At 43.9% G+C, this 25668-nt stretch carries 28 protein-coding genes; 16 read left to right on the top strand and 12 right to left on the bottom strand.

Annotated features, from left to right (window positions below):
- Positions 1 to 254: 254 nt before the first annotated feature.
- The 5 genes from spaC to BTW01_RS05885 all read left to right on the top strand — a co-directional run bounded on the left by spaC (position 255) and on the right by BTW01_RS05885 (position 4241).
- Complete coding sequence (gene spaC, locus BTW01_RS05865; protein ID WP_162102089.1) at positions 255 to 1346, top strand: spore coat associated protein SpaC; 1092 nt, start codon at positions 255 to 257, stop codon at positions 1344 to 1346.
- Positions 1336 to 2697 (top strand): YheC/YheD family protein, encoded by a 1362-nt coding sequence (locus tag BTW01_RS05870; RefSeq protein ID WP_162102090.1) that lies wholly within the window; start codon positions 1336 to 1338, stop codon positions 2695 to 2697. Before spaC ends, BTW01_RS05870 begins: the two co-directional genes overlap by 11 nt.
- Before the next feature lie 452 nt (positions 2698 to 3149).
- Complete coding sequence (gene sspB, locus BTW01_RS05875) at positions 3150 to 3353, top strand: beta type acid-soluble spore protein SspB (RefSeq protein ID WP_003224226.1); 204 nt, start codon at positions 3150 to 3152, stop codon at positions 3351 to 3353.
- A gap of 103 nt (positions 3354 to 3456) precedes the next feature.
- Positions 3457 to 3582, top strand: coding sequence for a hypothetical protein (locus tag BTW01_RS05880; RefSeq protein WP_162102091.1), 126 nt, complete (start codon positions 3457 to 3459; stop codon positions 3580 to 3582).
- Positions 3583 to 3620: 38 nt separating this feature from the next.
- A complete protein-coding gene (locus tag BTW01_RS05885) occupies positions 3621 to 4241 on the top strand; it encodes an NAD(P)-dependent oxidoreductase (protein WP_162102092.1) in 621 nt (206 codons plus the stop codon).
- Positions 4242 to 4286: 45 nt separating this feature from the next.
- Here BTW01_RS05885 and BTW01_RS05890 read toward each other — a convergent pair whose 3' ends face one another.
- From BTW01_RS05890 to BTW01_RS05900, 3 genes are all read right to left on the bottom strand, one after another.
- Positions 4287 to 6308 (bottom strand): ABC transporter ATP-binding protein, encoded by a 2022-nt coding sequence (locus tag BTW01_RS05890; RefSeq protein ID WP_162102093.1) that lies wholly within the window; start codon positions 6306 to 6308, stop codon positions 4287 to 4289.
- On the bottom strand, positions 6305 to 8062 hold the full coding sequence (locus BTW01_RS05895; protein ID WP_162102094.1) for an ABC transporter ATP-binding protein: 1758 nt from the start codon (positions 8060 to 8062) through the stop codon (positions 6305 to 6307). Before BTW01_RS05895 ends, BTW01_RS05890 begins: the two co-directional genes overlap by 4 nt.
- Positions 8063 to 8188: 126 nt before the next feature.
- Entirely contained in the window at positions 8189 to 8368 is a 180-nt protein-coding gene (locus BTW01_RS05900; protein ID WP_225494226.1) for a hypothetical protein, read from the bottom strand.
- A 141-nt stretch (positions 8369 to 8509) separates the two neighbouring features.
- Between BTW01_RS05900 and BTW01_RS05905 the strand changes: the two genes are divergently transcribed.
- Both BTW01_RS05905 and nhaC read left to right on the top strand, forming a co-directional pair.
- Positions 8510 to 9010, top strand: coding sequence for a universal stress protein (locus BTW01_RS05905; protein ID WP_162102096.1), 501 nt, complete (start codon positions 8510 to 8512; stop codon positions 9008 to 9010).
- Positions 9011 to 9136: 126 nt separating this feature from the next.
- Positions 9137 to 10498, top strand: a complete 1362-nt coding sequence (gene nhaC / locus BTW01_RS05910; RefSeq protein ID WP_162102097.1) for a Na+/H+ antiporter NhaC — start codon at positions 9137 to 9139, stop codon at positions 10496 to 10498.
- Between the two features lie 38 nt (positions 10499 to 10536).
- Here nhaC and dat read toward each other — a convergent pair whose 3' ends face one another.
- The gene (dat, locus tag BTW01_RS05915; protein ID WP_162102098.1) at positions 10537 to 11388 is read right to left on the bottom strand and encodes a D-amino-acid transaminase; all 852 of its coding nucleotides are present in this window, start codon (positions 11386 to 11388) and stop codon (positions 10537 to 10539) included.
- 280 nt (positions 11389 to 11668) lie between these two features.
- Here dat and BTW01_RS05920 point away from each other — a divergent pair, with 280 nt between their 5' ends.
- Complete coding sequence (locus BTW01_RS05920; RefSeq protein ID WP_162102099.1) at positions 11669 to 12517, top strand: polysaccharide deacetylase family protein; 849 nt, start codon at positions 11669 to 11671, stop codon at positions 12515 to 12517.
- Between the two features lie 28 nt (positions 12518 to 12545).
- On the opposite strand, the gene BTW01_RS05925 is transcribed toward BTW01_RS05920, so the two are convergent.
- The 3 genes from BTW01_RS05925 to BTW01_RS05935 form a co-directional block, all read right to left on the bottom strand.
- Positions 12546 to 13289 (bottom strand): NAD-dependent protein deacylase, encoded by a 744-nt coding sequence (locus BTW01_RS05925; RefSeq protein WP_162102100.1) that lies wholly within the window; start codon positions 13287 to 13289, stop codon positions 12546 to 12548.
- Positions 13290 to 13361: 72 nt separating this feature from the next.
- Positions 13362 to 14477: a mechanosensitive ion channel family protein gene (locus BTW01_RS05930; protein ID WP_162102101.1), complete on the bottom strand. Its 1116-nt coding sequence runs from the start codon at positions 14475 to 14477 to the stop codon at positions 13362 to 13364.
- A gap of 147 nt (positions 14478 to 14624) precedes the next feature.
- The gene (locus BTW01_RS05935) at positions 14625 to 14732 is read right to left on the bottom strand and encodes a YhdX family protein (protein ID WP_162102102.1); all 108 of its coding nucleotides are present in this window, start codon (positions 14730 to 14732) and stop codon (positions 14625 to 14627) included.
- Positions 14733 to 14967: 235 nt separating this feature from the next.
- On the opposite strand from BTW01_RS05935, the gene BTW01_RS05940 reads away from it, so the two are divergent.
- From BTW01_RS05940 to crcB, 3 genes are read left to right on the top strand one after another with little or no spacing between them, the layout of a single operon-like run.
- Positions 14968 to 15699, top strand: coding sequence for a glycerophosphodiester phosphodiesterase (locus BTW01_RS05940; RefSeq protein ID WP_162102103.1), 732 nt, complete (start codon positions 14968 to 14970; stop codon positions 15697 to 15699).
- Entirely contained in the window at positions 15686 to 16081 is a 396-nt protein-coding gene (locus BTW01_RS05945; protein WP_162102104.1) for a fluoride efflux transporter FluC, read from the top strand. Before BTW01_RS05940 ends, BTW01_RS05945 begins: the two co-directional genes overlap by 14 nt.
- Positions 16078 to 16434: a fluoride efflux transporter CrcB gene (crcB, locus tag BTW01_RS05950; RefSeq protein ID WP_162102105.1), complete on the top strand. Its 357-nt coding sequence runs from the start codon at positions 16078 to 16080 to the stop codon at positions 16432 to 16434. The genes BTW01_RS05945 and crcB overlap by 4 nt, the downstream gene beginning before the upstream one ends.
- Before the next feature lie 12 nt (positions 16435 to 16446).
- On the opposite strand, the gene BTW01_RS05955 is transcribed toward crcB, so the two are convergent.
- Positions 16447 to 17832, bottom strand: coding sequence for a hemolysin family protein (locus tag BTW01_RS05955; RefSeq protein WP_162102106.1), 1386 nt, complete (start codon positions 17830 to 17832; stop codon positions 16447 to 16449).
- Between the two features lie 311 nt (positions 17833 to 18143).
- Positions 18144 to 19325, bottom strand: a complete 1182-nt coding sequence (locus tag BTW01_RS05960) for a pyridoxal phosphate-dependent aminotransferase (RefSeq protein WP_162102107.1) — start codon at positions 19323 to 19325, stop codon at positions 18144 to 18146.
- A 154-nt stretch (positions 19326 to 19479) separates the two neighbouring features.
- On the opposite strand from BTW01_RS05960, the gene cueR reads away from it, so the two are divergent.
- Entirely contained in the window at positions 19480 to 19911 is a 432-nt protein-coding gene (gene cueR / locus BTW01_RS05965; RefSeq protein ID WP_162102185.1) for a Cu(I)-responsive transcriptional regulator, read from the top strand.
- Positions 19912 to 19971: 60 nt separating this feature from the next.
- A complete protein-coding gene (locus BTW01_RS05970) occupies positions 19972 to 21306 on the top strand; it encodes a hemolysin family protein (protein WP_162102108.1) in 1335 nt (444 codons plus the stop codon).
- A 94-nt stretch (positions 21307 to 21400) separates the two neighbouring features.
- Here the strand turns inward: BTW01_RS05970 and BTW01_RS05975 are convergent, their stop codons facing one another.
- On the bottom strand, positions 21401 to 22000 hold the full coding sequence (locus tag BTW01_RS05975; RefSeq protein WP_162102109.1) for a 1-acylglycerol-3-phosphate O-acyltransferase: 600 nt from the start codon (positions 21998 to 22000) through the stop codon (positions 21401 to 21403).
- 132 nt (positions 22001 to 22132) lie between these two features.
- Positions 22133 to 23128: an aldo/keto reductase gene (locus BTW01_RS05980; RefSeq protein WP_162102110.1), complete on the bottom strand. Its 996-nt coding sequence runs from the start codon at positions 23126 to 23128 to the stop codon at positions 22133 to 22135.
- A 197-nt stretch (positions 23129 to 23325) separates the two neighbouring features.
- Between BTW01_RS05980 and sigM the strand changes: the two genes are divergently transcribed.
- From sigM to BTW01_RS05995, 3 genes are read left to right on the top strand one after another with little or no spacing between them, the layout of a single operon-like run.
- Positions 23326 to 23817 carry an RNA polymerase sigma factor SigM gene (sigM, locus tag BTW01_RS05985; RefSeq protein ID WP_003224177.1) on the top strand — a complete coding sequence of 164 codons (492 nt, stop codon included), beginning with the start codon at positions 23326 to 23328 and terminating at the stop codon, positions 23815 to 23817.
- The gene (locus BTW01_RS05990; protein ID WP_162102111.1) at positions 23807 to 24883 is read left to right on the top strand and encodes an anti-sigma factor; all 1077 of its coding nucleotides are present in this window, start codon (positions 23807 to 23809) and stop codon (positions 24881 to 24883) included. The genes sigM and BTW01_RS05990 overlap by 11 nt, the downstream gene beginning before the upstream one ends.
- Positions 24871 to 25161: an anti-sigma factor gene (locus BTW01_RS05995; RefSeq protein WP_162102112.1), complete on the top strand. Its 291-nt coding sequence runs from the start codon at positions 24871 to 24873 to the stop codon at positions 25159 to 25161. Before BTW01_RS05990 ends, BTW01_RS05995 begins: the two co-directional genes overlap by 13 nt.
- 30 nt (positions 25162 to 25191) lie before the next feature.
- Here the strand turns inward: BTW01_RS05995 and BTW01_RS06000 are convergent, their stop codons facing one another.
- Positions 25192 to 25620: a GNAT family N-acetyltransferase gene (locus tag BTW01_RS06000; RefSeq protein WP_162102113.1), complete on the bottom strand. Its 429-nt coding sequence runs from the start codon at positions 25618 to 25620 to the stop codon at positions 25192 to 25194.
- Positions 25621 to 25668: the final 48 nt, after the last annotated feature.

Below are 25668 nucleotides of genomic sequence, written 5' to 3' on the forward strand. Positions count from 1 at the left end.
TCCTCCATCTGTGCTTCAGCTTTTTTCATATTGTTGATGTACCTATTCATATTATAGAGGCTCATGCAATCACATAGCAAACGAGGAGACAAATTTCCATTATTAGAAAATCAGCTTGTTCTTTTGGAATAGTGCAAGGTGAAGAATCGTATTCTGTAAAGTAGAATACCGTCAGCTGCGTTCATCCTGAATGTATTTAGCGTAAAGCTGCTGACACCCGCCGGCAGCTTTTGAATAAAAGGGGGAGTCTCACCATGATAACACTTGGTTTTATGTCCTTATCCCGCCAGCACGAAGCGGACTATTCCGCAGAGCTGGCCAAGAGAGCACCCGAATTTGGCATACTTTTCGTTCGGTTTACACCGTTTGATATTTCTCCAGAGACCTTGCGTGTCAAAGCATCGGTTTATCATTCGGCCAGCAGAACATGGAATGAAACTGAAATGGCGATTCCAGATTATATTTATGACCGCTGTTTTTACGGCAAGGATTCTCAATCTCAAAAAGCAAAACCAATCGTTGAGTGGCTTAAAAAATATCCGAAAACGGAATTTATCGGGCTAGGTCTTCCCGATAAGTGGACCGTTCTTCATGATCTGCAGCAGAATGCTGTGATCAATCCTTATATTCCCGAAACGATGAAGGTAAGCCAATATGAACAAATTCACTCCTTCTTATCCAAAGAAAAAGCCTGCATCCTAAAACCCGCGTTCGGCGCCGGAGGCAGAGGCGTGATTCTATTGGAGCTGGGCAAGAAAAACATAACCGCTACGTATCACATCGGAAAAGATAAGCAGACCAAAACCTTTTCCAAACAGGCTTCTTTTAAAACATGGTGCAAAAAAGTGCTTCAGCACCAATATTTGCTTCAGCCTTATTTAAATATTCAAGATAAGGAGCAATATCCATGTGATATCCGCCTATTCATGGAAAAAACCGAAGCTGGTGAATGGAATACGGTTGGAAAGGCAGTGAGACGCGGCTACAAACATGGGTTGCTGGCCAACCTGTCTGGCGGGTCTGATGCACTGACATTTGATTCTTGGTTTGAAGATATACCGAAAAAACAGCAGGTTGTCTTGCTGGATGACGTATTTTCGATTACCCAGTCGGTTCCATATTATCTTGACGAGCGCTACGGGCCGCTGTTTGAACTTGGCCTTGACATCTGCCTTGCAAAGGACGGTAGAATTTGGATCATGGATATCAATTCCAAACCGGGCAGAAAGTCAATCCTGCGGGTTTCTCCCGAGCAAAAAGAACAGCTGTACACATGTCCTTTAAAACGATGCCAATATCTATCTTCTGAACAAAGCCAGAAGGGAGTTCTTCCGCGTGAATGGTAAACGGTTTTTGATCGGCATAGACAAAAACAGTGAAAATACCCTGTTTCTGCCCTCTTCGCTGAAGCGAAACGGACTTTTACATGCCGCGTTCGGGACGAAGGTTGTCAGATGCCACATTTCCTATAGAAAGCACCTTGAACAAACCGTGCTTCTCTCTGAAAATCTATTTCATGAGCTTTTGCTTCCCCACAGAAGCAGAGCTGACATTCTGATTCATGATCATACAGTGCATATCGGACCGTTAATCGGCATCTTTACAGCAGGGTTTACCGTATCTCTTGAACGCCCTTTTAAGGATCGTTCTCTCTTTTTTTCTAAGCTCGTGACGTTACATGAGCAAGCTGGAGGCTACTGCTTCGTTTTTGGTGCTCACCAAATCAATTGGGAGGAAGGCACAATTGAGGGGCTCCTCTACAGGGAAAACGGCTGGGAGAAAAAAATCGTCCCGCTGCCAAACGTCGTTTATGACCGTTTGCCAAATCGGAAAATTGAAGATTCACTTCTTTTACAACATACAAAAAAGAGACTGATCGATGAATATCAAATTCCATGGTTTAATAAAACGTTTTTTAATAAATGGAGTGTTCATCAACTGCTTGAACAAGACCCAAGAACAGCCCCTTTTTTGCCGACATCCAAGCTGATACCATCTGAGGAGCAGATTAATGAGCTCTGCAATGTATACAAAAAAGTTTATATCAAACCGGCAAACGGAGCACTCGGTACCGGCATTTATCAGCTGACAAAAACAGACGACGGCCTGACGGTGAAACATACAAATGACGCCAAAACGTTTTCTTCAATCGATTATTCCGATGCCGCCGCGTTTCTGGCAGAATTTCAAAAACAGCACGACCCGTCTGACTTTCTCATCCAACAAGGTGTTGATCTCATCGAATTTCAAGGCAAACCGGCGGATTTTCGTGTCCACACGAATAAAAACAGAAAAGGGAAATGGACGGTCACAGCCATAGCCGTAAAAATTTCCGGAGAAAACAGCATTACCACACATCTTTCTAATGGCGGCATTGTAAAAACACTCGCAGAAGTATACGATGATCCTGCTGAAAGAGTTGAAGTCATTAAAAAGCTATCTGCTGCGGCACTGACGGCAAGTCATGTGCTTCATGATCATATCGAAGGGTTTATTGGGGAAATCGGTTTTGATTTTGGTATTGATCATAACGGAAAGGTATGGATGTTTGAAGCCAATTCACGTCCGGGCCGCAGTATTTTTTCCCATCCTCATTTGTATCATGTTGATTCTCTGACAAAACGAAGAAGCTTTGAATACGCGTCATATCTATCCGAGAAGGCAATCACCTCACATGATGCGCTGTGGCCTTCGTGACCTGTCCCGCTTTTTTGATAAAGCGGGTTTGCTTTTGTGATGTTTTAGCAGTAATACAATAAACATCATTTGTTATATTCAGGTCATTTGATATCAATTTCTAAGGATCGCGCCGTAATGGTTTCTCATTTCATCTGGAAATCCTTTACCGAAAATTTCATTTTATGATTGAATCGGGGATTTGTTTCCCGCTCCCGCTGAGGAGCCTGCCCCTTACAAATGAAATACATTTTACATATTTAGCTTAGCCTAAACGGCTATGCTTTTTTTATGCCTTTTCAAGATTTACCACTTCATTCTCTGCATGAGTTTCAGGCCACTTTAACATAATACTAGTAACAAGCCGGCAAGCATTGGGTTACGCCGAGACGGCAGTGACACCCGAGACGGGTCCACAGACTGGTGCAACTCCAGTTAACCCAACCATACTAAACAAAAAGGAGATATGACACATGGCTAACCAAAACTCTTCAAACGACTTACTAGTTCCTGGCGCAGCTCAGGCTATCGATCAAATGAAACTTGAAATTGCTTCTGAATTTGGTGTTAACCTTGGAGCAGAGACAACTTCTCGTGCTAACGGTTCTGTCGGAGGAGAAATCACAAAACGTTTAGTATCTTTCGCGCAGCAGCAAATGGGCGGCAGAGTTCAATAACAATTCAATATATGGCTATAGAGAGCGCGGTTTCCGCGCTCTCTTTATGTTGTCACCCTTTTCCCTGCCCCACATATTCTAGAAAAAAAGGGAGGGAATAAAGGTGGCATTCATCCACTTTGTGAATTGGGAGCTGATTCAGTTCGTAAGTATATCCGTGATTCATGAATATGTTTCCCATCGTGCTGTCTATTTGTACAGATATTCTTTTCCGCGCTGTTCAAATTGAGGCCACCCTTTTATAATGAGGGGCGAGGAGGTTTTTTGATGAAAATCGCTTTATTTGGAGCCAGCGGCCGTGTCGGACAAGCCTTTTTAAAACAAGCTGCCGCAAATGGACAATTTACTATTTTTGCGCTGGTCAGATCTCATCATACTGAGCTTCCCCTTCCAAAAGATCAAGTCATCATGGGGAATGCGCGCCGCTTGGAAGATGTAAAAAAAATTGTAAAGGATGCTGACATCGTGATCAGCTGTCTCGGCACAGATGGTGATGATACCCTGTCTGCAGCTATCGCAAATATACTGGACATTATGAAGGAACAGCAGATCAAACGGCTTATTACAATCGGTACCGCTGGCATTCTTAATTCTCGATATGAACCAAGAAAGTACCGGTTTGAAACAAATGAATCAAAACGAAAAAAGACCCGCGCAGCCAAAGAGCATGCAAAAGTATACGAAATGCTAAAAGATTCCTCGTTAGACTGGACAATCATCTGTCCTACTTACCTGCCCGACGGAATAGCAAGCGGCGGTTATCGCGCACAGCGTGATGTATTGCCTGAGGGCGGCACGAGCATTACGGTAGGTGATACTGCTGATTTCCTCTATCATGAACTTGTGACAGAAGAGTATATCGGCTGCCGCGTGGGACTGGCTTATTAATGACATAAAAACCCCAAAAACACGAATGTTTTGGGGTTTTGAACGTTACGCAATCGAAGGTTTCTGTCCCTTTTGCAGCTCATACATTTGATAATATTGGCCTTTGATCGCCATTAAGTCTTCATGGTTTCCCTTCTCAACAATTTCTCCTTTATCTAGGACCAAAATATGGTCCGCATTTCTGATCGTTGAAAGCCGGTGAGCGATGACGAAGGTGGTGCGTCCTTGTTTAACGATATCAAGCGCCTTTTGAATCACAGCCTCTGTCTCTGTATCAATATGCGCCGTTGCTTCATCCAAAATCAAAATTGCGGGATCAAATGCCAAGGCTCTTGCGAAAGAAATTAATTGCCGCTCTCCAGATGACAGGGTACTGCCTTTTTCAACAACAGGTTCATGGATGCCTTTCGGAAGCTTTTTCAAAAGCGCTTCGGCACCGACTTGACGCAGTGCTTTTGTCACGTCTTCTTCGTCCAATCTTTCATCATCAAGGCTTACGTTAGATCCGATTGTGCCCGAGAATAGATACGGGTCCTGAAGCACAATACCCATATGGGATCTGAGTTCCTGTCTTGACATGTTGTAAATGCTTTTTCCATCAATTAGAATATCTCCTTTTTGCGCATCATAAAAGCGAAACAGGAGATTCAAAATCGAGCTTTTTCCTGATCCGGTATGACCGACGAGCGCTACGGTTTCACCTTTTTGCGCAGTAAAGGAAATATGTTTTAATACCTCTTCTCCTTCTTGATAGGCAAATGACACATCTCGAAATTCAACCCGTCCCAGTGCGCGCTCCTTCGCCGGTTCACCCGCTTCTTCTGTATTCTTTTCTCCAAGCAATTCAAAAACACGCCCCGCAGAAACCCGCGCCAGCTCCAGCTTTGAAAACTGATTAACGATGCCTGTAATCGGCTGAAATAACCTGTTTAAATAATCGACAAACGCATACAGCACACCGACGGAAACAATCCCGGCCGCATTCAGACTTGCACCGCCAAAATGCCAGATCAGACTGACAAACGCAAGGTTCCGGATGACATTGACAAGATTATGGGACATTAAGGAGTTTAAATTCAGCATCCTGTTTTTAAAATAAAAATGAGACTCATTTAATTCCTCAAATTCTCTCATCGTCTCTTTTTGATGGCGGAACGCCTGTATAATCGGCATGCCTTGAATGGACTCGTTCATTTTTGCGTTAATATCACTGTTGATGGAACGGATTTTTTGATTGTAATAAGACGCGTATTTTCGATAGATGACCGACCATAGCCAGATAATCGGAACAATTGCCAGACACACAAATGCAAGCTTAACATCCAGCAGAAACAAGGCCGTGAATATTCCGATCATATAGATTCCGCTTGTCACAAATGTTGACAGCACTGTCACATATAAATCCCTGATGGCCTCCGTATCATTGGTAATCCGGGCAACTACTTTGCCGGCCGGGAGGTTGTCAAAATAGCGAATCGGCATTTTTTGTATGTGCGAAAACACGTCCTGCCTCATCTTTTGAATAATTCGATTGGCGCTCATTTGCAGCAAATAATGCTGTCCGTATTGAAAGAACACAGAAAAGATAAGCAAGCCCCCATACAGGAAGATGAGAAACATCATACCCTTTATTTCCGGCTGATAGAACCGGAAGAGCTCCTCTTTTGTCAGCTTTTCAGCAGCATATGTCTGGCTCTTGTCACCATTTGTGATCGTCAGCTTTCCGTCAGAAACTGTTCTGTTCCCATCAAAGCTGACAGCCTGATCAACAAAATAGAATGCCATTCCCACTTGATAAACATGCGCTTCTTTTTCTTGAGATACAGGCCCCTGTATACGATCTTCTCTAACATAAGAAGTGCCGTGAAACTGAACGGCGTTTTTATCGTTTTTCGCAGCTTCATACCATGTTTTCTCAATACCGAGGATATGGTCATCAATCATTTTCTTGCCGATAAACGGCCCTGTCAGTTCTGCCCCGACGGCGACCGCAAGCAATAGAACGGCAGTGATCAGCAATTTTCGATATAGGAGTGCATATCTCCATAACGTTTTTCCTGTTTTCATGCCCCCGCTCCCCCTTCTTCCGCAGTGAACAGCTGTTGTCTTTCATATTGCTTTCGGTACCACCCGTTATTGGCCATTAGCTCTTGATGTGTGCCTCTCTCAGAAATCTCTCCTCCATCCATCACAAGGATCAGGTCGGCATGCTCTACCGCTGATAGACGGTGCGTCAAAATAAATGTTGTTTTTCCTTTACGGTTTTCTCTAATGTTCCGGATGATGGCCGCCTCTGTTTTGGCATCGACGGCAGAAAGCGAGTCATCCAGGATCAAAATGTCCGGATTCGCCATGAGCGCTCTCGCAATCGAAATTCTTTGTTTTTGCCCGCCGGACAGTGCCACGCCTTTTTCACCGACCATCGTCTCCAGACCGGCTGGGAGCATGTGCAAGTCTTTTTCAAAATGGGCTTCGGCAATAGCTTTCTGGACCTCTTCATCACTTGCACCCTGTTTTCCGTATAAAATATTTTCTTTTACAGTCCTTGAAAACAGCAAATGATCCTGCGGCACATATCCGATCCACCCGCGGAGCCGGTCAAGAGGGATTTGCTCAATCGGCACGCCTGAAAGTGTGATGCTTCCTTCACCAGCAGGATATTGGCGCAAAAGCTGCTTAATAATTGTCGTTTTTCCGCTTCCGGTTTTACCGGCAATACCGACAGTCTGCCCTTGTCGCACCGCAAACGAAACATCTTGAATATTGCCGCTTGTCGAGCTTGGATATGTAAAGCTGACATGGCTGAAAATGATATCTCCAGGCCCTTTCAGTTCAGCGGGCTGCTTCGGATCTTTGACGTCCGGCTCGTAAGAAAGAGTTTCATTTACCCGGTCTAATGATGCATTGCCGCGCTGCATCACATTAATGAGTTCGCCTATAGCAAACATCGGCCAAATCATCATGCCGAGATAAACGTTAAAGGACACAAGCTCGCCCAGCGTCAGATCATTTCGGAACACAAGAAACGCTCCGTAACCGAGTCCGATCAGATAGCTGGCGCCGACAAGCAGCTTCACCGTTGGCTCAAACAGTGAATCAATAAACGCCACTTTCATATTTTTCTGATACACATCGGCGGTCATATTATGAAACCTGTGGACATCATTTGTTTCCTGGACATACGCGCGAATCACCCGCACGCCTGAAACGGATTCCAGCACTTTGTCATTCAGCGCCCCGAACGCATTTTGAGCCTCCGTAAACCGCTCGTGAATTTTACTTCCGTATAGACTGATGGCAATCGCCATAATAGGAAGCGGGATAATAGCGGCTAAGGTCAGCTTCCAGCTGATCAGAAACCCCATCGTCAAAAAAATCGTCAGCATGTACATCGTAGAGTCGACTAATGTTAAGATGCCAAACCCCGTCGTTAAACTAACAGCCTGAAGATCATTCGTCCCTCGTGCCATTAAATCTCCTGTCCGGTTTTTTTCATAAAACGGCGGTGACATGGCCAGCAGGTGTCCCATTAGTTTCGTACGAAGGATTTTCTCCATCAGATTCGCTCCGCCGAACAGCTGGTGCATCCAAAAATAAGACATGATATACACGACAGCCGTCAGCACAAAAAAGATACCGATATAAAATAGCATCCCTTCCGCAGTAAACGTCCCCGATTTCATATCATCTATGGCATTCCCCAAGAGCTTAGGCGGAAACATTTCAATGATATTGACTCCCAATAAAAGCACAATCGCAATTGTATAGCGCAGCCAGTATGCTTTAAAAAACCAGCCTAGCTTTTTCAATACTGAAAACATCAATCCCCATCTCCTTTATCTCCATCAGCCGCCTTCTATTTTTCCCTTGCAGCTTTTTTCATTTCGTTTTGCACGAGCTGTCCTTGCCCCTGTATTTGTCTTCACATCCCATACACCTGTCTTTCTTTACATTTTGTATATAAAAAAGACACGAAGCGTCAGCTCCATGCCTTTTGTAACAGATATGTATGCACAGCGCTTTTCAAGCGCAGCTAAAGTTAAAAAACGTTCAATCAAACAGAACATAGGGTTTGCCGCGCCAATATGAAACTGTTTGATAAACACACAAATTCCTTGGCATAGCAAACCCTCCTTCCAGTTACATTTCATCTTTTTTTATCATATAAACAAATCCTTTTTTTGTCAATCATTACTTGAATAGGAAAAGGTTAATTATACACGAATGCGGGTATTGTGTTGTAAGACGCTTTTGAAAGGGTGAGAATGATGTTTCATGCTGACCGTATCATCGTTGCGTTTGACGGAAGTGAAAATAGCAAAAAAGCGCTGCAGACAGCTATCGATCTTGCTAAGACCGTAAATGCTGATATTACCGTCGCCCATTCACATGATAGGAAGGACAATCAGACCATCATCGACCCTCCGAGACCCGCAGCAGGGGCAACCTATATTGGCGGAGGCGTGACAAGTATTCCTGATCCGCTTGTATCAGATGTCGCACCCCCTGAGCCAATGATCTATGAAGACCGTACAGAAGAAATCATCGCAGAAGCCCGAATGATGCTGAATGACCAGCAGACAGATGGAGATATTGATATATTAGAAGGCGATCCGGCTGAATCAATTATCGAGCATGCAAACCGCATTTCTGCCGATATGATCGTAACCGGAAGCAGAGACCAGAACAAGCTGAAAAAGCTGATATTCGGGAGTGTAAGCGAAAAGCTTTCATCGAAATCAGATATACCCGTATTGATTGTAAAGTGAGCACGCTTTGTGCTCGCTTTTTTAAATTCATAATTGTGAAAAAACAAAGATTTTCATTTTTTTCTGTTATAATGCTTTCGTGCCCAAAAGCACAAAAGCATTAAAGAACAACGATGGGGTGTTATTTTGGATTCTCAAAAACAGCTGACGTTTCCGTTAGCCGTCGGTTTATTTATATTCATGTTAGGCATCATTATTTCTTGCTTATTTTTTCTTCATACAGAACCGCATATCCCGCTGTTTCTATGTGTTGTTATGCTTTCGGCAACCGGTTTATGGTTCGGTTTTTCTTGGGATAAACTAGAAAAAGGGATTGTAGAGGGAATCAAAAACGGCGTACAGCCGATTATCGTTCTGGCGCTTATCGGTATTTTAATCGGCGCTTGGATGTACAGCGGCGCAATACCGTCCGTAACAGTTTATGTTCTGTCCTTTATTGAACCAAGTCACCTTCTTTTGACTGCTTTGTTTTCATGCATGATCATCAGCACGCTTGTCGGCTCAAGCTTGACAACAGTGAGCACAATTGGGGTTGCGCTGATCGGCGTTGCGAGCGCGGCTGGTGTTCCTCTTGAATGGACGGCAGGCGCGGTCATCTGCGGCGCGTGCTTTGGCGATAAAATGTCTCCAATGTCGGACACAACCAATTTCGCCGCCGGCATAGGCGGCATACCAATCTTTGAACATATTCGCCATATGATGGGTACTACTATTCCAGCTTTACTTATCACTGTCGTTCTGTTTTACTTTCTCGGTTTATCTGTGTCAGCGGACACTGCTTCGACAGATAATATTCAACAGGTCATAAAAGGCATCAAGGATGCCGCTAACGTAACACCGTGGGCGCTTCTCTCACCATTATTAGTCGTTTTAATGGCGGTTAAGCGTGTGCCCGTCATTCCTGTTCTGTCCGCCGGAATTATTTCCGCGGGAATATTGACTGCTATGTTTATACCTGGCAGCAGCCTGCAAGGGTTCATGACAGCTTTGCAAAATGGCACAGCGTTTGAAACTGATAATGAGGCCGCCGCTAAAATTATTAACAGAGGCGGACTGCAATCCATGATGGGTTCAGTTTCGCTTATTATGATTGCTTTTGCACTCGGGGGGCTGATGGAGAAAATCGGATTAATTTCCGCGCTGTTGGAGGGTGTCATGAAAGGCATCCGCTCAAAAGGGCAGCTGATTGCCGCAACGGTCTGTTCAAGTATCGGCATCAACCTGGCAACCGGTGAACAGTATCTATCAATCTTAATACCGGGACAATCTTTTAAAACGTTATATGACAAACAAAACATCCCGCGGAAATTTCTTTCCAGATCCTTAGAGGACGGTGGGACATTGATGAATCCGTTGATCCCTTGGGGCGTATGCGGCGCTTTTATGGCAAGCACACTAGGTGTTCCCGTCATAAACTATATCCCTTTTACATTCTTCCTCTATATATCGCCGTTGCTCTCCATTTTGGTTGGATTTTTGAAAAAATAAAAAGAGCTCCGCTTGCAAAGCGGACTCTTTTTTATACTTTATTTTGAAATGCTTTCTGCCTGCTGAATGCTTTCTTGAAAAGCAGACTGAAGCTGTTTGGTCACCGGTCCGGGCTCGCCGCTTCCTACTGATTCCCCATCGAGCGTCACGACCGGAATAATTTCTGCCGTTGTTGACGAAATAAAGATCTCTTCCGCCTGTCTCAGTTCTTCCTCACTGACAGGCTTTTCTACGAGCTCAATCCCGTTCTTTTTCATCAGTCCTAAAATATTCATCCGTGTTATCCCATTGAGAATGAGACGATTAGCCGGATGCGTTCGCACCATTCCATTGATAACGGCATAAACGTTAGAGGATGTACCTTCTGTAACAGTACCGTCTCTTAGTAAAATCGTTTCAAATGCTCCTGCTTCATACGCTTTTTGCTTGGCCATCACATTATACAGTAAATTCAGACTTTTAATGTCGCACCTCAGCCAGCGGAGATCCTCATCTGTAATCGCTGCCACTCCATACGCCTGCTCTTGCTCCGGTTTTTTCACAGTAAATGTGTAAGCAGTAGTCTGCGGCTTAAGTCCGCTTTCATACTGGTGTTTTCGCGGCGCTGCACCTCTTGTTGTCTGAATGTATACCGCTCCTTCATTGACCGCATTCTCCTGTACAAGCTTTTGCAGGTCACACTCCAAATCTTCCGCACTGAATGGCAGTGCTATTCCAATTTCAGCCGCACTTCTGAAAAAACGCTCCGCATGCTCTCGCAAGCCGAACAATACCCCTTTGTACACTCTGATAACCTCATAGATACCGTCACCAAACTGATAACCGCGATCTTCCAAATCGATCGAAGCTTCGCTGCGTTCAATCAGCCGGCCATTGACTAAAACCTTCATAATAGCCCTCCCTTTTCGAGATTCCCAGATGTTTTTCTGGCTGTCATTGTCATTTATTCTACCATATTGGACCAATTGAAAAACAGAAAGATCAAGAGTTCTATAGCTAAGGAGATTATTTTTTCCTTAAAATCTGATATTTCGACAATTTTCTATGTTCTTTCCAGTTTTATTCCTGTATACTTGACTGGTAATACATAGGTTGTAAACATATGGCATCTTGATAAGCTGCCTGCTGTACAGCGGTATGTAGAGATTTTATGCCAATGGAGAGATTGTTATGCGACAAACGAGAGGAGACGCTTCTCCTTCTGCAGTTTCGCTTGCTTTTAAATTTGCAAGTTTAGCAGCTTTATGTGTGCTGCTTTTGCTTATGGTGATATTGGGTTATTCCAACAGCTCATCGAAAGCAAAGGAAGTCACTGTCACTACAAACGGCCAGCTTCGTGACGAGAAGGAAAGCCTTGAACTGAAAAACGACTCCCCTGAACTTTTGATTAAACATTTCCAGACAAAGCAGAAGATGGGGAATAAGACGGTTTACTTAACCTTCGATGACGGCCCGTCAGCCTATACAAACCGCTTGCTCGACACGCTGAAAAGCGCTAATGTAAAAGCGACATTTTTTATGCTGTCACCTCGGATGAACGAATATAAACAAGCGGTGAAAAGGGCAGAAAAAGAAGGCCACGCACTCGGTTTACACGGCGTCAGCCACAATAACAAATTGTTCTATCAAACACCGACATCTCCGTTAAAAGAAATGCGGGAGGCGCGTGACACACTGCAAGACATCACGGGATATAAAACCGATCTTGTCAGAACGCCATACGGAAGCAAGCCGTCACTGACCGCCTCACAAATTCACAATCTTGAAAATGACGGTTTTATGTACTGGGATTGGACGATTGACAGCATGGACTGGAAATACCGGAATTCAAAATATGTGACGGAAGTTTTACAACAGCTTGAGAATATGGAAAACAGTCATTCAAGCAGACCTTATGTCATTCTCATGCATGATCTTCCCGCTACTGTAAACGCACTACCGGTATTAATCAATAAACTAAAAGAAAAAGGCTATTCCTTCGGAGAATTAGAGGACACCATGGTTCCTGTTCATGAATAAAAAATGAGGCCGCCACTATGTGAGCGCCTCATTTTTTTATGCCTAAACGTCGGGCAAACTCTCCAATTTTTTGATGGATGACCATGTCAAACAAGCTGTCACAATATGTCGGTTCAAGGTTAATGATGACTTTCTTCATGCCGGGAATCCGGCTTGCGTCCTCAGGCACAAATCGTGCCGGGGCAACTTCGAGAGATGTGCCGATGACCAATAATAGATCTGCTTGTTCAAGCTTTTCATAAAGAGTGTCAAAGTGCAGGACGGCATCGCCAAAGAGAACGACATCGGTTTTTAATACCGCTCCGCAAATGGCACCAGCTTGTCCGGCCGCCGTGCACTCCGGCACCTCCTGTTCCAGCAGATGAGGGAGCTCATAGCGGGCGCCGCATACAGGACAAGCCGCGGTCTGGATAGAGCCATGCAGTTCGTACACATGTCGGCTCCCGGCTTTTTTATGAAGACCGTCAATGTTTTGCGTAAAAATGTCGACCTGCTTCCCTTGCTTCTCCAGCTCAGTTAAAAGCAGGTGCCCTTCATTCGGCTCAAAGCTCCCGCTCATTTTCATCTGAAACAATTGTTTGAATTTAGGCCAAAACAGACGCGGGTGACTTAAAAAGTAATCCAGGCTCATCGCTTCCATTCTTGAAGCATCCTCCGTCCAAATGCCCTCATCTGAACGAAAGTCGGGGATCCCTGACTCTGTGCTCATCCCCGCTCCGGTCAGCACGACAATTCGCTGTGCATCATTTAAAATAGTTTTGATTGCTTTCAAGTTAACACCTCCTTTTTTCTCTTATTTTACCACGAAAAAGACTCCGCCTCTGCCAGACGAAGTCTTTCCCTTTTAAGCCCGTTCCTTTTCCTCTTTATTTAGATTAACCTGGAACGGATCGTTTTCATGCTTTTTCTTTACAACAACCATTTGGCCGGGGTATGCAAATTCCACACCTTCAGAGGCGAGAATTTCAATAATTTTATAGTTGATATCCTCTCTCACAACAAGGTTTTCAGCCCATACCGTTGTTTTTGTATAAAAGTTGAAAAATAAATTGTAGTAGCTATCGGCAAACGCATCGAAGTTAACCATAATGAGATCATTATCAACACCCTCATGCTCCAAAAGCATGGTTCTAAGAGAACGAATGGAACGTTCCAGATTCTCAACCGGTGTAGCGTAGGATACATGGATGGAAAACGTAATCTGGCGTTTAGTCATTCTCGTCCAGTTTGTGATCGCTGCCATCGACAGCGTAGAGTTTGGCACCGTTACAAGCGCTCCCTGAGCTGTTCTGAATCTCGTGCTCCTGAAGGTAATATCTTCTACTGATCCGGTTACAGCTGACGTCTCCACCCAATCACCGATGGTAAACGGCTTTTCAGTAATAATAACAATGCCGCCGAAGAAGTTGCTGATGGTATCCTTTGCAGCAAGCGCAAAAGCAAGGCCCCCAAGACCTAGGCCTGCCACAAATCCGTTGACATCATAATTGAATTCCTGAGCAATCACACTGACACTGAGCGCAATGATAATAAAACGAAGCAATTTGGATAAAAACGGGGCCAGGATGTCATCCATGTCCAACTCGAAGCGCTGATTCACCTTATGGAAGATAAATGACGACGCTGCAGTCAAATTACAAAGCCCCCAGCATATGAGCGCAACGATCAGTGAGCGGTATATTTTGCTGATGACCGGCATTTGATCGTTTAAAAACGGGGAATACTGAATCGCTAAAAACAGCCCTAAAGCAACAAAAAACCATCTGGCCGGCTTTTCAAATGCAAGAACCACCTGTTTGAAAATTTCTGTTTTCCGCCGATTCGTTATATTAAATAGCAACCGAAAAAAATATCTTGTGAATAGCTTTCTGAGTATAAGAAACACCAGCAAAATTGCCAGGCTGATGCCGATTTGTATGATCTTATCAAGCGTAAAATATTGCTGCAAATAATCCGGCATGATGATCTCCCTTCTTAAATCAAATGTTTATTATACTAAAAGATTCGTAAAGATGCTCTTCTAAATGTCTTTTTACAGCACAAAACCCCGGCGGAACGCCGAGGTCACTTTTCAAGTCAACTATTCAGCCAGATTCAATAGGGACAGTCACTTACTTTTTTTCGTTTGTGTCTGATCAAGGAGAGTTGCGTTTTGCATTTCAGTATCCGTTTCGGCTTTAATTCTTTCCTCCACTCTGATTCTCCCTTTTCCCATGATCTCGCCTCCTTTTTTGCCATTATAAATGATCAGGATGTTTCGTTGATGTGTCGAAAGAACTAAATTTGCGGAGAAATATGTTTGGCTGCTCTGAATGTCTTTTTTTTCGTTATACGCCCTCCTTTAGCCCGGACCATTCCGATATGAAGCAAAAAATTCACCCGTTTGTATCGCCGCGCATTTATGGATTTGATACAATAACAGAAATGCCCATACGAGGAGCTGACTTAGCTTGTACACCATTGCCCATCGCGGAGCTTCAGGTTATGCTCCGGAAAATACGATCGCCGCATTTGATCTTGCGGCAGAAATGAATGCCGATATGATCGAACTGGATGTCCAGCTTACAAAAGACAGACAGATTGTCGTGATACACGATGACAGGGTAGACCGAACAACAAATGGATCGGGTTTTGTTAAGGATTTTACATTGGAGGAATTGCAGAAGTTCGATGCAGGCAGCTGGTACGGCCCTGCTTTTCAGGGAGAGCGTATACCAACCTTAAAAGCGGTGCTCAAACGCTATCACAAAAAAATTGGTCTTTTAATTGAATTAAAAGGACATCCATCTCAAGTCGGAATTGAAGAAGAAGTAGGACAGCTGTTAGGGCAATTTTCTTTTTCTATCCACAATATTGTCCAATCCTTTCAATTCCGTACCGTCCAAAGGTTCCGCGAGCTTTATCCATCGATTCCGACAGCTGTCATTACAAGGCCTAACTTTGGCATGCTGTCCAGAAATCAGCTGAAGGCCTGCCAATCTATTGCAAACTATGTCAATATCAAATACACACGTCTCAACCGGCTGATGATCGCTTCCGCCCATAAAAACAACCTAAAAGTGTTTGCATGGACTGTCAAGAACCAAAAGACAGCAGCAAAATTACAAGCTATGGGCGTGGACGGCATTGTAACAGATTACCCGGATTTCATCAAAAAGGATGGCAAACATGAAAATATATAGCGCTGTTTTTGTCGGAGGTGCGCTTGGCGCCTGCCTCCGATATGCATTCAACATATGGATACACTCCGGACAATTTCCAGCAGCAACTTGGCTGGAAAACGCAACTGGCAGCCTTTTATTAGGAAGTCTGACCGGTTTTTTTATGATTAGGGCAAAACGGCCTCTGCTGTCGGCTTGTTTAGGCACAGGGTTTTGCGGCGGCTTTACAACAATGTCCACATTTTCTAAAGAAACAGTGATGCTTTTGCAAGCGCAACCCTCACTGGCTGTTTTGTATATGGCAGTTTCATTGTTATCAGGAATCGTCCTTGCGCTGAGCGGTGTATTGGCTGGACGGCGTATAGCAGGCAGCAAACAAAGAAAGGGGCTTCAAGAACGATGACACTAGCAGGTATCTTCATAGCAGGCGGACTTGGTGCGATGCTGCGCTTCTGGCTCGGCAATCTCATAACCGCCAAAATTAAAGGTCCCAGCCTGCCCATCGGCATTGTATTAGTCAATATTATCGGAGCGCTCGGACTTGGGATATTTACTGGGCTGCACATTACAAATGCTTCGGCCTCCCTCATCATCGGCACGGGATTTTTCGGCGCCTTTACGACCTTTTCCACCTTCAGCGTTGAAAGTGTTCAGCTCCTGCTGGCCAAACGCGTAATGGAAAGCATCCTGTACATCGCCCTGACGCTTTGCGGGTCACTTTTGGCGTTTTGGTGCGGCTGGATAATCGCAACATAAAAAACCTTGAGCTTATTTTTCGCTCAAGGTTGCACTGTTCAGCATCACAGGTTCGGGCATCGGCAGCGCGCGGTGTGCCGTAATCCCGGTTGTGCTGCCGGCTACTTCTTTTATATCGATTTGCTTGATTAATCGGCCGTCCATTTTTAGCACCTTTATCGTATACGAACCAATGCGGATGGACGCCCCAGCCTCAATATCGATGTTTTCTTTCAATATCAGTCCGCCGATCGTATCGACGTCCTCTTGGATCGATGCTCCCAGAAGACTGTTCACCTGATCGATACGCACCTTTCCATCCATCACATAATGACGGTCGCCCAGCTTTTGGATCAGCGGCTGTTCGTCTTCATCAAATTCATCTCTGATCTCGCCGACAATTTCCTCAAGAATATCCTCTGTCGTCACAAGCCCTGAGGTTCCTCCGTATTCATCAGACAATATGGCCATATGAATGCGTTCACGCTGCATTTTGATTAGCAAATCATGAACCGGGATGGTTTCAATCACTTCGATGACAGGCCTCACGTACGGGTGTATTGTCATCTTCATGCGTTCCTCTTCTGTCATAAACAGCAAATCAGAAAACAAATGCTTCGTATTCACCAATCCGATGACACTGTCTTTGTCCCCGTCTGTGACAGGCCAGCGCGTGTATTTCTCCTTCAACATGACTTCAAGCATCTCTGCTATCGTCATCTCTGTTGACACAGCTGCCATTTCCTTGCGCGGGATCATAATTTCTTTGGCGATCCGATTATCAAATTCAAAAATCTTATTCACATATTTATATTCAGACGGATTAATCTCTCCGTTTTTTAAACTCTCAGACAACAGCATTCTAAGTTCTTCCTCAGAATGGGAACCGTCATGTTCTGACGCTGGCTTTAACCCAAACATGCCGCATAAAAGCCGCGCCGATCCATTGAGGATCCAAATAAACGGAAACAGGAGCAAATAGAATAAACGTAATGGACCCGCTATCAGCAAGGTCAGCTGCTCTGCCTTTTGAATCGCGACCGTTTTCGGGGCCAGCTCCCCCACAACAACGTGCAGGAACGTGATCATGGCGTACGCCACTGCAAAAGAGACTCCATGAGAAACTGATTCCGGCAGATCGAGCGGTTCAAGCAATGGATGCAGCATCCGTTCAAATGCCGGCTCTCCCAGCACACCGAGTCCGATCGATGTCAATGTGATGCCTAGCTGGGATGCGGATAAATATTCATCCAAATCTGTAATGACACGCTTTGCGAGTATCGCCCGTTTGTTTCCTTCTGTTATAAGCTGATCAATTCTGGATCTCCTTACTCTAACAATTGCAAACTCACTTGCAACGAAAAACGCGGTTAAAGCAATGAGCACGCCAATTAAAATCAGACTGTCAATATCGTCCATTTAACCTTATCCCCTCATCGAAGGATAAGGAGTCACCTCCTGATATAATCATTTTTCCTTAACATTGAGGTACGCGGTGTATTGTTGCCTAATAAGCAGAGGGCCCCATCATACCACCTCCAAGTCAAAGTTTGATTATAAATTGTATATTTTATTGTAACACAACTCATTCCAAAAATGATTCTTAATTTTTAGACTTTAATGAAGAGGCAGCTTTTGCTTACAGGCGCACAGCCTGTCAATTTTGTTGTTTGGAAGAGAAGAATTTCAAAAAAAAGAAAACGGCGTTCAAAGCCGTTTTCTTTGCTTTCCTACACAAAATCTTTATATAAAGATACAAAAATATCCCGTGAGTTTTTAATCTGCTCGATCGGCACACTGAAGGATAACCGGAAATGTCCTTTCACTCCAAAACCGCTGCTTGGCACGATTAACAGTTTATATTTTTGGGCGGCATGCACGCAAAAAGCGACTTCATCTTCTATCGGTGATTTCGGAAAAACGAAGAAACCGCCCTTCGGCATTTCAAATTCAAAACCGGCTTCGTTTAAAATGCCGACCATGATATCCCTGCGCTCTTTATACGCGCTTGCATCTATTCTTACATCATCCATCCTTGCCACAGCCCGCTGCATCATGACAGGCGCATTCACAAATCCAAGCGTTCGATTACAATACACAAAAGCGTTGATCAAAAGTTCAGCATCCGGAACCCGGCTGTCCAAACCGATATATCCGAGCCGCTCCCCGGCTATACCGAGATCTTTACTGAATGAACTCGCCAAAATCACACGATGATACGATTGAAACGGATTTGCCAATTCCTCATCATAGATTAATTGACTGTACGGCTCATCAAACAGCACATAAATCGCCTGGCCGCTCTTCTCTTCTATTTCTTTTAATAAATCGCCTAACTCATCTATATTTTTCTGGCTGAGAACAGTGCCTGTCGGGTTATGAGGTGTATTAAGAATCAGCCCTTTCGTCTTTGAAGTGATCGATTGCCTTACCGCTTCAATATCGATCTCGAACTTAGACGTCAACGGACAGCTCACAGCCTTTCCCCCATAGTTCTCAATATACAATTTATACTCGGCAAAATAAGGTGCGAGAATAATCACCTCTTCTCCCGTGTTTACGATACTTTTTAACGCGACATTCAAAGCGCCGCCCGCGCCCACCGTCATGACGACGCGTTCCGCCGAGAACTCCGCTTCAAAACGGGAGGCCAGAAATTGCGCGACTTTTTCTCTCGCTGCCGGCAGTCCTTGGTTTTGTATGTATCCGTGATTGCCTTTTTCAGCTTCCTCTATTAACGCTCTCTTAAAAGCTTCAGGCGGTTCAACAATCGGGTTGCCTAATGAAAAATCAAACACCTGGTCATCTCCGAACTCTTTTTTCAGCCTTGCGCCTTCATCAAACAGCTTCCGAATCCATGATCCTTTATGTAAGTTTGCTTCAATTTCCCGGGATACCCCAGCCAAATTCATCTGTCCCTTCCGCATATAAAAGTGAGAAAATTCTATCTTCCTATGTTACTTCAATTTGATGATGAATTCCACCACTTCCAGTTCCCGTTAAAAAAACAATAAACTTGTGCAAGATGCCGTTCATATATTAAACTATTCTCATAACTATAACGTGATGGTTGGGAGGGATATAGATGGGGCTGAGACTTATCGCATCAGTGAACTAGCGGCACTTGCCGGAGTAACGAAACGAACAGTTGATTATTATACGAATATCGGCCTGCTTACGCCGGCCAGATCCTGTTCAAATTATCGTTACTATGATAAAAATGCACTTAATCGGCTTATATTTATTGTAGATTGCAAGAAGCAGCGATTGGCCCTGTCCGATATTAAAGATCGACTGGAGAACCAGTTTCCCTCTTCAGCTAAACGTGATGATGAAATTGGAAATCTGGCATTAGAAATTGATCATATGAATCAAAACATCTCCGGAATCTTGAATCGGTTTGAACGGCTGAAGCCCGAGGAGCGTGACAAGCTGAAAAGCAAGCTCCCGCCCGAAAAGCTCGCCGTGTTCCAATCATTTATGCTGCTGTTAAGTTAAAACCATTTTATCTAACAGGAGGTGTTACCTTCATTCTCATTGCTAGAATGAAGGTTCTAATTGGACATAGTGAATTTGATTTTAGTTGCTGTTTTAATCGCCCTGACGGCATTTTTCGTGGCATCTGAATTTGCCATTATCAGAATCAGAGGCTCACGGATTGATCAGCTGATCGCGGAAGGACATAAAGCAGCAATAGGTGTTAAAAAAGTGACCACGCATCTTGATGAATATTTGTCTGCGTGTCAGCTCGGAATTACATTGACTTCCATCGGATTAGGGGTTTTAGGTGAATCAACGATTGAAAGGTTGCTTCACCCGCTTTTCGTAAAACTGAATGTTCCGGGTTCCCTTTCACATGTGATATCGTTTATTTTTGCGTATGCGGTTATTACGTTCCTGCACGTTGTTGTCGGGGAACTTGCCCCTAAGACAGTCGCCATCCAAAAGGCGGAATCAGTGTCTATGCTGTTTGCGAAACCGTTGATTTGGTTTTACCGCATTATGTTCCCATTCATTTGGCTTTTGAACAATTCCGCACGATTATTGACTAAAGCATTTGGCTTGGAGACTGTTTCAGAAAATGAACTGGCTCACTCTGAAGAAGAGCTGCGAATCATTTTGTCTGAAAGCTATAAAAGCGGTGAAATTAACCAGTCAGAGTTTAAATATGTAAATAAAATCTTTGAATTTGATGACAGGCTCGCGAAAGAAATTATGATTCCGCGGACTGAAATTGTCAGCCTACCGCATGATATTAAGATTTCTGAAATGATGGAGATCATTCAGACTGAAAAATATACCCGCTACCCTGTGGAAGAGGGCGATAAAGATAACATTATCGGGGTTATTAATATTAAAGAAGTGCTGACCGCCTGCATGAGCGGTGAGGTATCCGTAGATTCCACCATTTCTGAATTTATCAACCCGATCATTCATGTCATTGAATCTGCGCCGATTCAAGACCTGCTTGTCAAAATGCAAAAAGACAGGGTTCACATCGCCATCCTGTCTGACGAATACGGCGGGACTGCCGGGCTCGTGACGGTTGAAGATATTATTGAAGAAATCGTCGGCGAAATCCGTGATGAGTTTGATATTGATGAAATTAACGAGATCCGAAAAATCGGCGAAGGCCATTATATTCTTGACGGAAAAGTGTTAATTGATCAAGTAAACGACCTGCTCGGCATTCATTTAGAGAACGAAGAAGTCGATACAATTGGCGGCTGGTTCCTTACTCAAAAATATGATGTTGAAAAAGATGATTCTATCATTGAAGAAGGCTGCGAATTTATCATTAACGAAATCGACGGCCACCATGTCGCTTATATCGAAGTGAAAAAGCTTCAAGAAGAAGAACTTGTGGAAACAGCTGAACAGCAGGAAGCATAATAAAAAAGCACCTTGTGAAAGGTGCTTTTTTTACATATATTTTTCTCAGTTTCATGGAATGTGAGGAAAACAAAACATTCAAAACCACTACATCTTATAGCTGTTCTAGTTTATCCTCTAATTCTTTAATTCGCTGATTCAAAACCTCTGTCATAGCTGCAAGTCTTTCCTTTGGCGGCAGGTGGGCAAAATCAGCCTGCTGAATCGGATCACCGATAATAAGCTTCATTTTCCCTTTTTTGAACAATTCTTTTCCTCTTGATGGCCCTTTATATGCAGCGGGAACGAGCGGCGCTTTCCCCATTTGCGCAATCGTCACCGCACCCCTTTTCAAAGGCACGTCCTCAGAGGTTCTTGTTCCGCTTGGGAAGATACCGACGATTTCGCCTTCTTTCAGCAGCTTAATCGGTGTTTTAATACTGCTTGGCCCGGGATTTTCCCGATCAACCGGAAAGGCATGAATTTTCTTCAGAAATGAACCGATCCATTTATTTTGAAAAAGCTCTTTTTTCGCCATGTAGTGTATTTGATAAGGAAGAATCCCGACTCCGAGTGTGATCACATCAACCCAGCCGGAATGTGTACACGCGATGACAAAACCTGAATCGGCCGGAAGGTTTTCTTTGTTATACACCTTCACTCCTCCGCGAAGAGAAAGAAGAACTTTTAAAGCATTTGCACAAAACTTATACATATCGCACTTCCTTTGTCATAATCAATGATTCTTTCTGTACTTATTATAACAATATTTTTTATTACCTGGTACTAATTTTTAAGATTTCTCCGTTAAAGACGCTAAAAAGCTGAGGGTTGGCCCTCAGCTTTGTTATATTTCCTCCCTGGTCGGCGGTGCCATAAACTCTGGCCCAACCGGGTCTGTTATCGTATTTTCTAATATAGTGTTGATGTCTTTTTGATCTTCCTCACTCAGTGTCCAGCCTGTAATCTCAGATACCGCCTCAACCTGCTCAGGCTTTCTTGCTCCCCAAAGAGCGATATCGGCTCCCGGCTGATCTAATATCCATCTGACAGCCAAGTGAATGACTGATTTTCCATACCGTGTCTTCGCCAGCTCATCCAATTGTTTGACAGCTGAAAGATATTCTTTAAAGCGTGGCTTCTGGAATTTAGGATCGTGATTTCGCAGATCGTCTCCTTCAAATGTATGCCCTTCAGTCATCTTGCCTGATAACAGCCCCCTGCATAAACTGCCGTATAACAATGTTGTGATCTGGTTGTCTTTTGCATACGGCAGGACATTCTCTTCAATTTCTCTTTCAAATAGATTATACGGAGGCTGAACCGTATGAAGCGGTGCAGCGGCGCGGAATGTATCCATTTGCTCAATTGAAAAATTACTGACGCCAATTGCCCGGATTTTCCCGGCATCATATAATTCCTTCATGACTTCCGCTGTCTCTTCAATAGGCACTAATGGATCAGGCCAATGCACTTGATAAAGATCAATATAATCCGTTTGAAGCCGTTTCAAAGAATTCTCGACTTCCTCTATAATTCGCGCTCTGTTCGCATGGCGGAACAGCTGGTTATTCTTCCAATCCAGAGCCGTTTTCGTGGCGAGAATCACTTCGTCTCTTTTGCCATACTCCTTGATCGCCCTGCCGACGATTTCCTCAGATTGTCCGAAGCCGTAAGCCGGCGCTGTGTCAATCAGTGTGATCCCCCGATCTAGAGCGGCGTGAATTGTTTTGATAGATGTTTTTTCGTCAGTGCCTCCCCACATGGTGCCGCCAATCGCCCACGTGCCGAGACCGATTCTTGAAGCTTTGATTCCCGTGTCTGCTATATTGGTGTATTCCATTGTGCCACTCCTTCACTTTTTCCACTATATTTTCCCCGCTGGAAAAAATGTTAAACATTTCTTCGCACTATCTTTTGAGTCCATTTTTGGTTACTATATAGGAATGGTGTTTGATTAAGTGTAAAAAAGCCGTTTGTACGTAATGTGCAACTTTAAACCTTTCTTATGCGTGTATAAGATAGAGGGGAGAAAAGGCAGTGACGATCGATGAAATTTACCAAATGTACATGAATGATGTTTACAGGTTCCTGCTCTCCATGACAAAAGACAAGCATCTTGCCGAAGACTTGCTGCAGGAAACCTTTATGCGGGCATACATACACATTCACTCCTATGATCACAGCAAAGTAAAGCCCTGGCTTTTTCAAGTGGCGCGTAACGCCTTCATTGATTACGTCAGAAAGCATAAGAAAGAAGTAACCATTTCTGATGACTTAATCGGAAGCCTCTTTCAAAATGCTGTTCAGAGTCCTGCCCACCAGGTAGAGATAAAGGAAGTGCTGACTGGTTATATGTCCGAGCTCCCCGATAATTATCGGGAGGCCTTAACGTTATATTATTTAAAAGAGTTAAATTACAAAGAAGCATCCCATATTATGAATATTTCAGAGGCGAATTTTAAAAGTGTTTTATTTCGTGCCAGACAGCGGCTGAAAGCACTTTATAATAGAGGTGTTAATGATGAATGAAGAATTAAAAAAACGTTTTGACCAATATAAAAATGGGGAAATGACCGACCAGGAAATGACCGCGTTTGAGGAAGAACTTGAGAAGCTAGAAGTGTATCAGGAACTGATTGACAGCGAACTTGAGGGCGGCAATGCTTTGGATGCCAGCATCAGTCCAGAAAAACAGAAAGCGATTTTAGCCTACGGCAAACGCAAGTCATATTTGCGAATTTCTGTACTTGCCGTCATTTCGACACTTATGATTTTGCCGTTTTGTACGCTGGGAAGCTACCTCTATTACGGAATGGGAGGAAAACACAGCACCGGCAATGAGCTTATGGAAACCGCCGCAGTCACTGTAGCCCTGACTATGCCGAATGTTCTTGTCGATACATCCGGACTGAAAAGCCAAGTGAAGCTGTTTGGAATGAATACGGAATTCCCGCTGCAAAAACAGATTGGCGCGAAGACAGCTGCCGTAGGGAATGAACGGGTTGAAATGTTTTATGATAAAGTGAAGACGCCGGCTGTTAACTACTATGACTTACAAGTAAATAATACAAGTCATTACTTTACACACCCATCAAATACGTCAGAACAAACAACTTCAAAAGCAGAAAAAACGTTAAAGACATTGCCTGAAGGAACGGTATCAGAGGTCTATCTTTCATATGACCGTGCATACCCGACAAAAGACGTGTATAACAAATTCAAAGGCTATGATGTGAGCTTTCTGTGGAATGCAATCGAAACAGAGAGAAATACAAATAAAACAGCAGACACAGAACCTCTTGGCTATCCTGGGAAAGATTCAAAATTTTTGGCTGCCCTTAATACAAAAGGCAAGTCAAATGGCGATCAGTTTATCAATGCCCTCCACTTCATGTCCAAGCATGAAAAATGGGCGCAGGTCATTTCAAAACGAAAAGACCTGCATGTGGACAACCGCTTGGATTATGTAGAGAAAAACGGTGTCAATGTATACGGTTCGGTCGTTACAGGACCGACCAAGGAAATCCAGCGCATGCTGAAAAACAAATCTGTAAAATCAGCGAACGTCGGCGAGGTGGAATTATGGAACTGGTAAGAATATTTAAAGAACACAATGTATTTGGGTGGATCTCTGTCGGAACGGCGATTCTGTCTCTGCTCTTGCTGAATTTGGCGATTATCAGCGACGTTACATTTTATTCCTATCAAATGCTTCCATTCGCCATGGCTGCCGTTCCGTTTGGCATTATTGAACTCTTCATCAAAAGAGGCCGCACAGGCCCCGGCCTGCTCGGCGTCATCCTGAATCTCTTTGTGATTATTTGTGTGTATACCATTGTATCAGTGGATACCAATTTACAGTTTGGCTTTTAAAAAAGGCGCCTGAAGAGGCGTCTTTTTTCATTACACCGGTTTTCGGAACAAATAGCTTTCTATAGCAAAACCCATTTTTTCTGTATAAAATCGATGTGCGTCTTTACGCTGAAGGCCAGATGAAAGACTGACAAAACCAAGTCCGGCTTTACTCGCCCAGTCTGCGGCATAATCCAAAAGCATTTTGCCGTATCCCTTTGACCGGCTAGGTGCCGTTGTAACTAGATCCGCAACCCACAAGTACTCTCCTTTATGAATGGAAACCCTCGGCTGAGCGCCGCACAGCGCTCTGATCTCTGTATCTTCATATAAGGCAAACAGCATATACGATTCTTTCTGCACACAGGCTTCAAGCCTTTGTAGATACGTCTCGATATCTAGTTCTGTTCTCAATTCACCCATGACCGGATACGACTCAGCCCATTCTTCTTTTGTAGTTAATTGTTTGATATGAATCATCTTCTCAATCCCCTTTCCTTTCGTTACAATGATCATAGCTAATAAATG

The sequence above is a fragment of the Bacillus sp. SKDU12 genome, assembly GCF_010093085.1.
Classification (GTDB): Bacteria; Bacillota; Bacilli; order Bacillales; family Bacillaceae; genus Bacillus; species Bacillus mexicanus.

Coding starts and splice junctions, on each gene's coding strand:
- spaC (WP_162102089.1), top strand. CDS start 255: ATGATAACACTTGGTTTTATGTCCTTATCCCGCCAGCACGAAGCGGAC.
- sspB (WP_003224226.1), top strand. CDS start 3,150: ATGGCTAACCAAAACTCTTCAAACGACTTACTAGTTCCTGGCGCAGCT.
- BTW01_RS05885 (WP_162102092.1), top strand. CDS start 3,621: ATGAAAATCGCTTTATTTGGAGCCAGCGGCCGTGTCGGACAAGCCTTT.
- BTW01_RS05890 (WP_162102093.1), bottom strand. CDS start 6,308: ATGAAAACAGGAAAAACGTTATGGAGATATGCACTCCTATATCGAAAA.
- BTW01_RS05895 (WP_162102094.1), bottom strand. CDS start 8,062: ATGTTTTCAGTATTGAAAAAGCTAGGCTGGTTTTTTAAAGCATACTGG.
- BTW01_RS05905 (WP_162102096.1), top strand. CDS start 8,510: ATGTTTCATGCTGACCGTATCATCGTTGCGTTTGACGGAAGTGAAAAT.
- dat (WP_162102098.1), bottom strand. CDS start 11,388: ATGAAGGTTTTAGTCAATGGCCGGCTGATTGAACGCAGCGAAGCTTCG.
- BTW01_RS05920 (WP_162102099.1), top strand. CDS start 11,669: ATGCGACAAACGAGAGGAGACGCTTCTCCTTCTGCAGTTTCGCTTGCT.
- BTW01_RS05930 (WP_162102101.1), bottom strand. CDS start 14,477: ATGCCGGATTATTTGCAGCAATATTTTACGCTTGATAAGATCATACAA.
- BTW01_RS05935 (WP_162102102.1), bottom strand. CDS start 14,732: ATGGGAAAAGGGAGAATCAGAGTGGAGGAAAGAATTAAAGCCGAAACG.
- BTW01_RS05945 (WP_162102104.1), top strand. CDS start 15,686: ATGAAAATATATAGCGCTGTTTTTGTCGGAGGTGCGCTTGGCGCCTGC.
- crcB (WP_162102105.1), top strand. CDS start 16,078: ATGACACTAGCAGGTATCTTCATAGCAGGCGGACTTGGTGCGATGCTG.
- BTW01_RS05955 (WP_162102106.1), bottom strand. CDS start 17,832: ATGGACGATATTGACAGTCTGATTTTAATTGGCGTGCTCATTGCTTTA.
- BTW01_RS05960 (WP_162102107.1), bottom strand. CDS start 19,325: ATGAATTTGGCTGGGGTATCCCGGGAAATTGAAGCAAACTTACATAAA.
- cueR (WP_162102185.1), top strand. CDS start 19,480: ATGGTTGGGAGGGATATAGATGGGGCTGAGACTTATCGCATCAGTGAA.
- BTW01_RS05975 (WP_162102109.1), bottom strand. CDS start 22,000: ATGTATAAGTTTTGTGCAAATGCTTTAAAAGTTCTTCTTTCTCTTCGC.
- BTW01_RS05980 (WP_162102110.1), bottom strand. CDS start 23,128: ATGGAATACACCAATATAGCAGACACGGGAATCAAAGCTTCAAGAATC.
- BTW01_RS05990 (WP_162102111.1), top strand. CDS start 23,807: ATGATGAATGAAGAATTAAAAAAACGTTTTGACCAATATAAAAATGGG.
- BTW01_RS05995 (WP_162102112.1), top strand. CDS start 24,871: ATGGAACTGGTAAGAATATTTAAAGAACACAATGTATTTGGGTGGATC.
- BTW01_RS06000 (WP_162102113.1), bottom strand. CDS start 25,620: ATGATTCATATCAAACAATTAACTACAAAAGAAGAATGGGCTGAGTCG.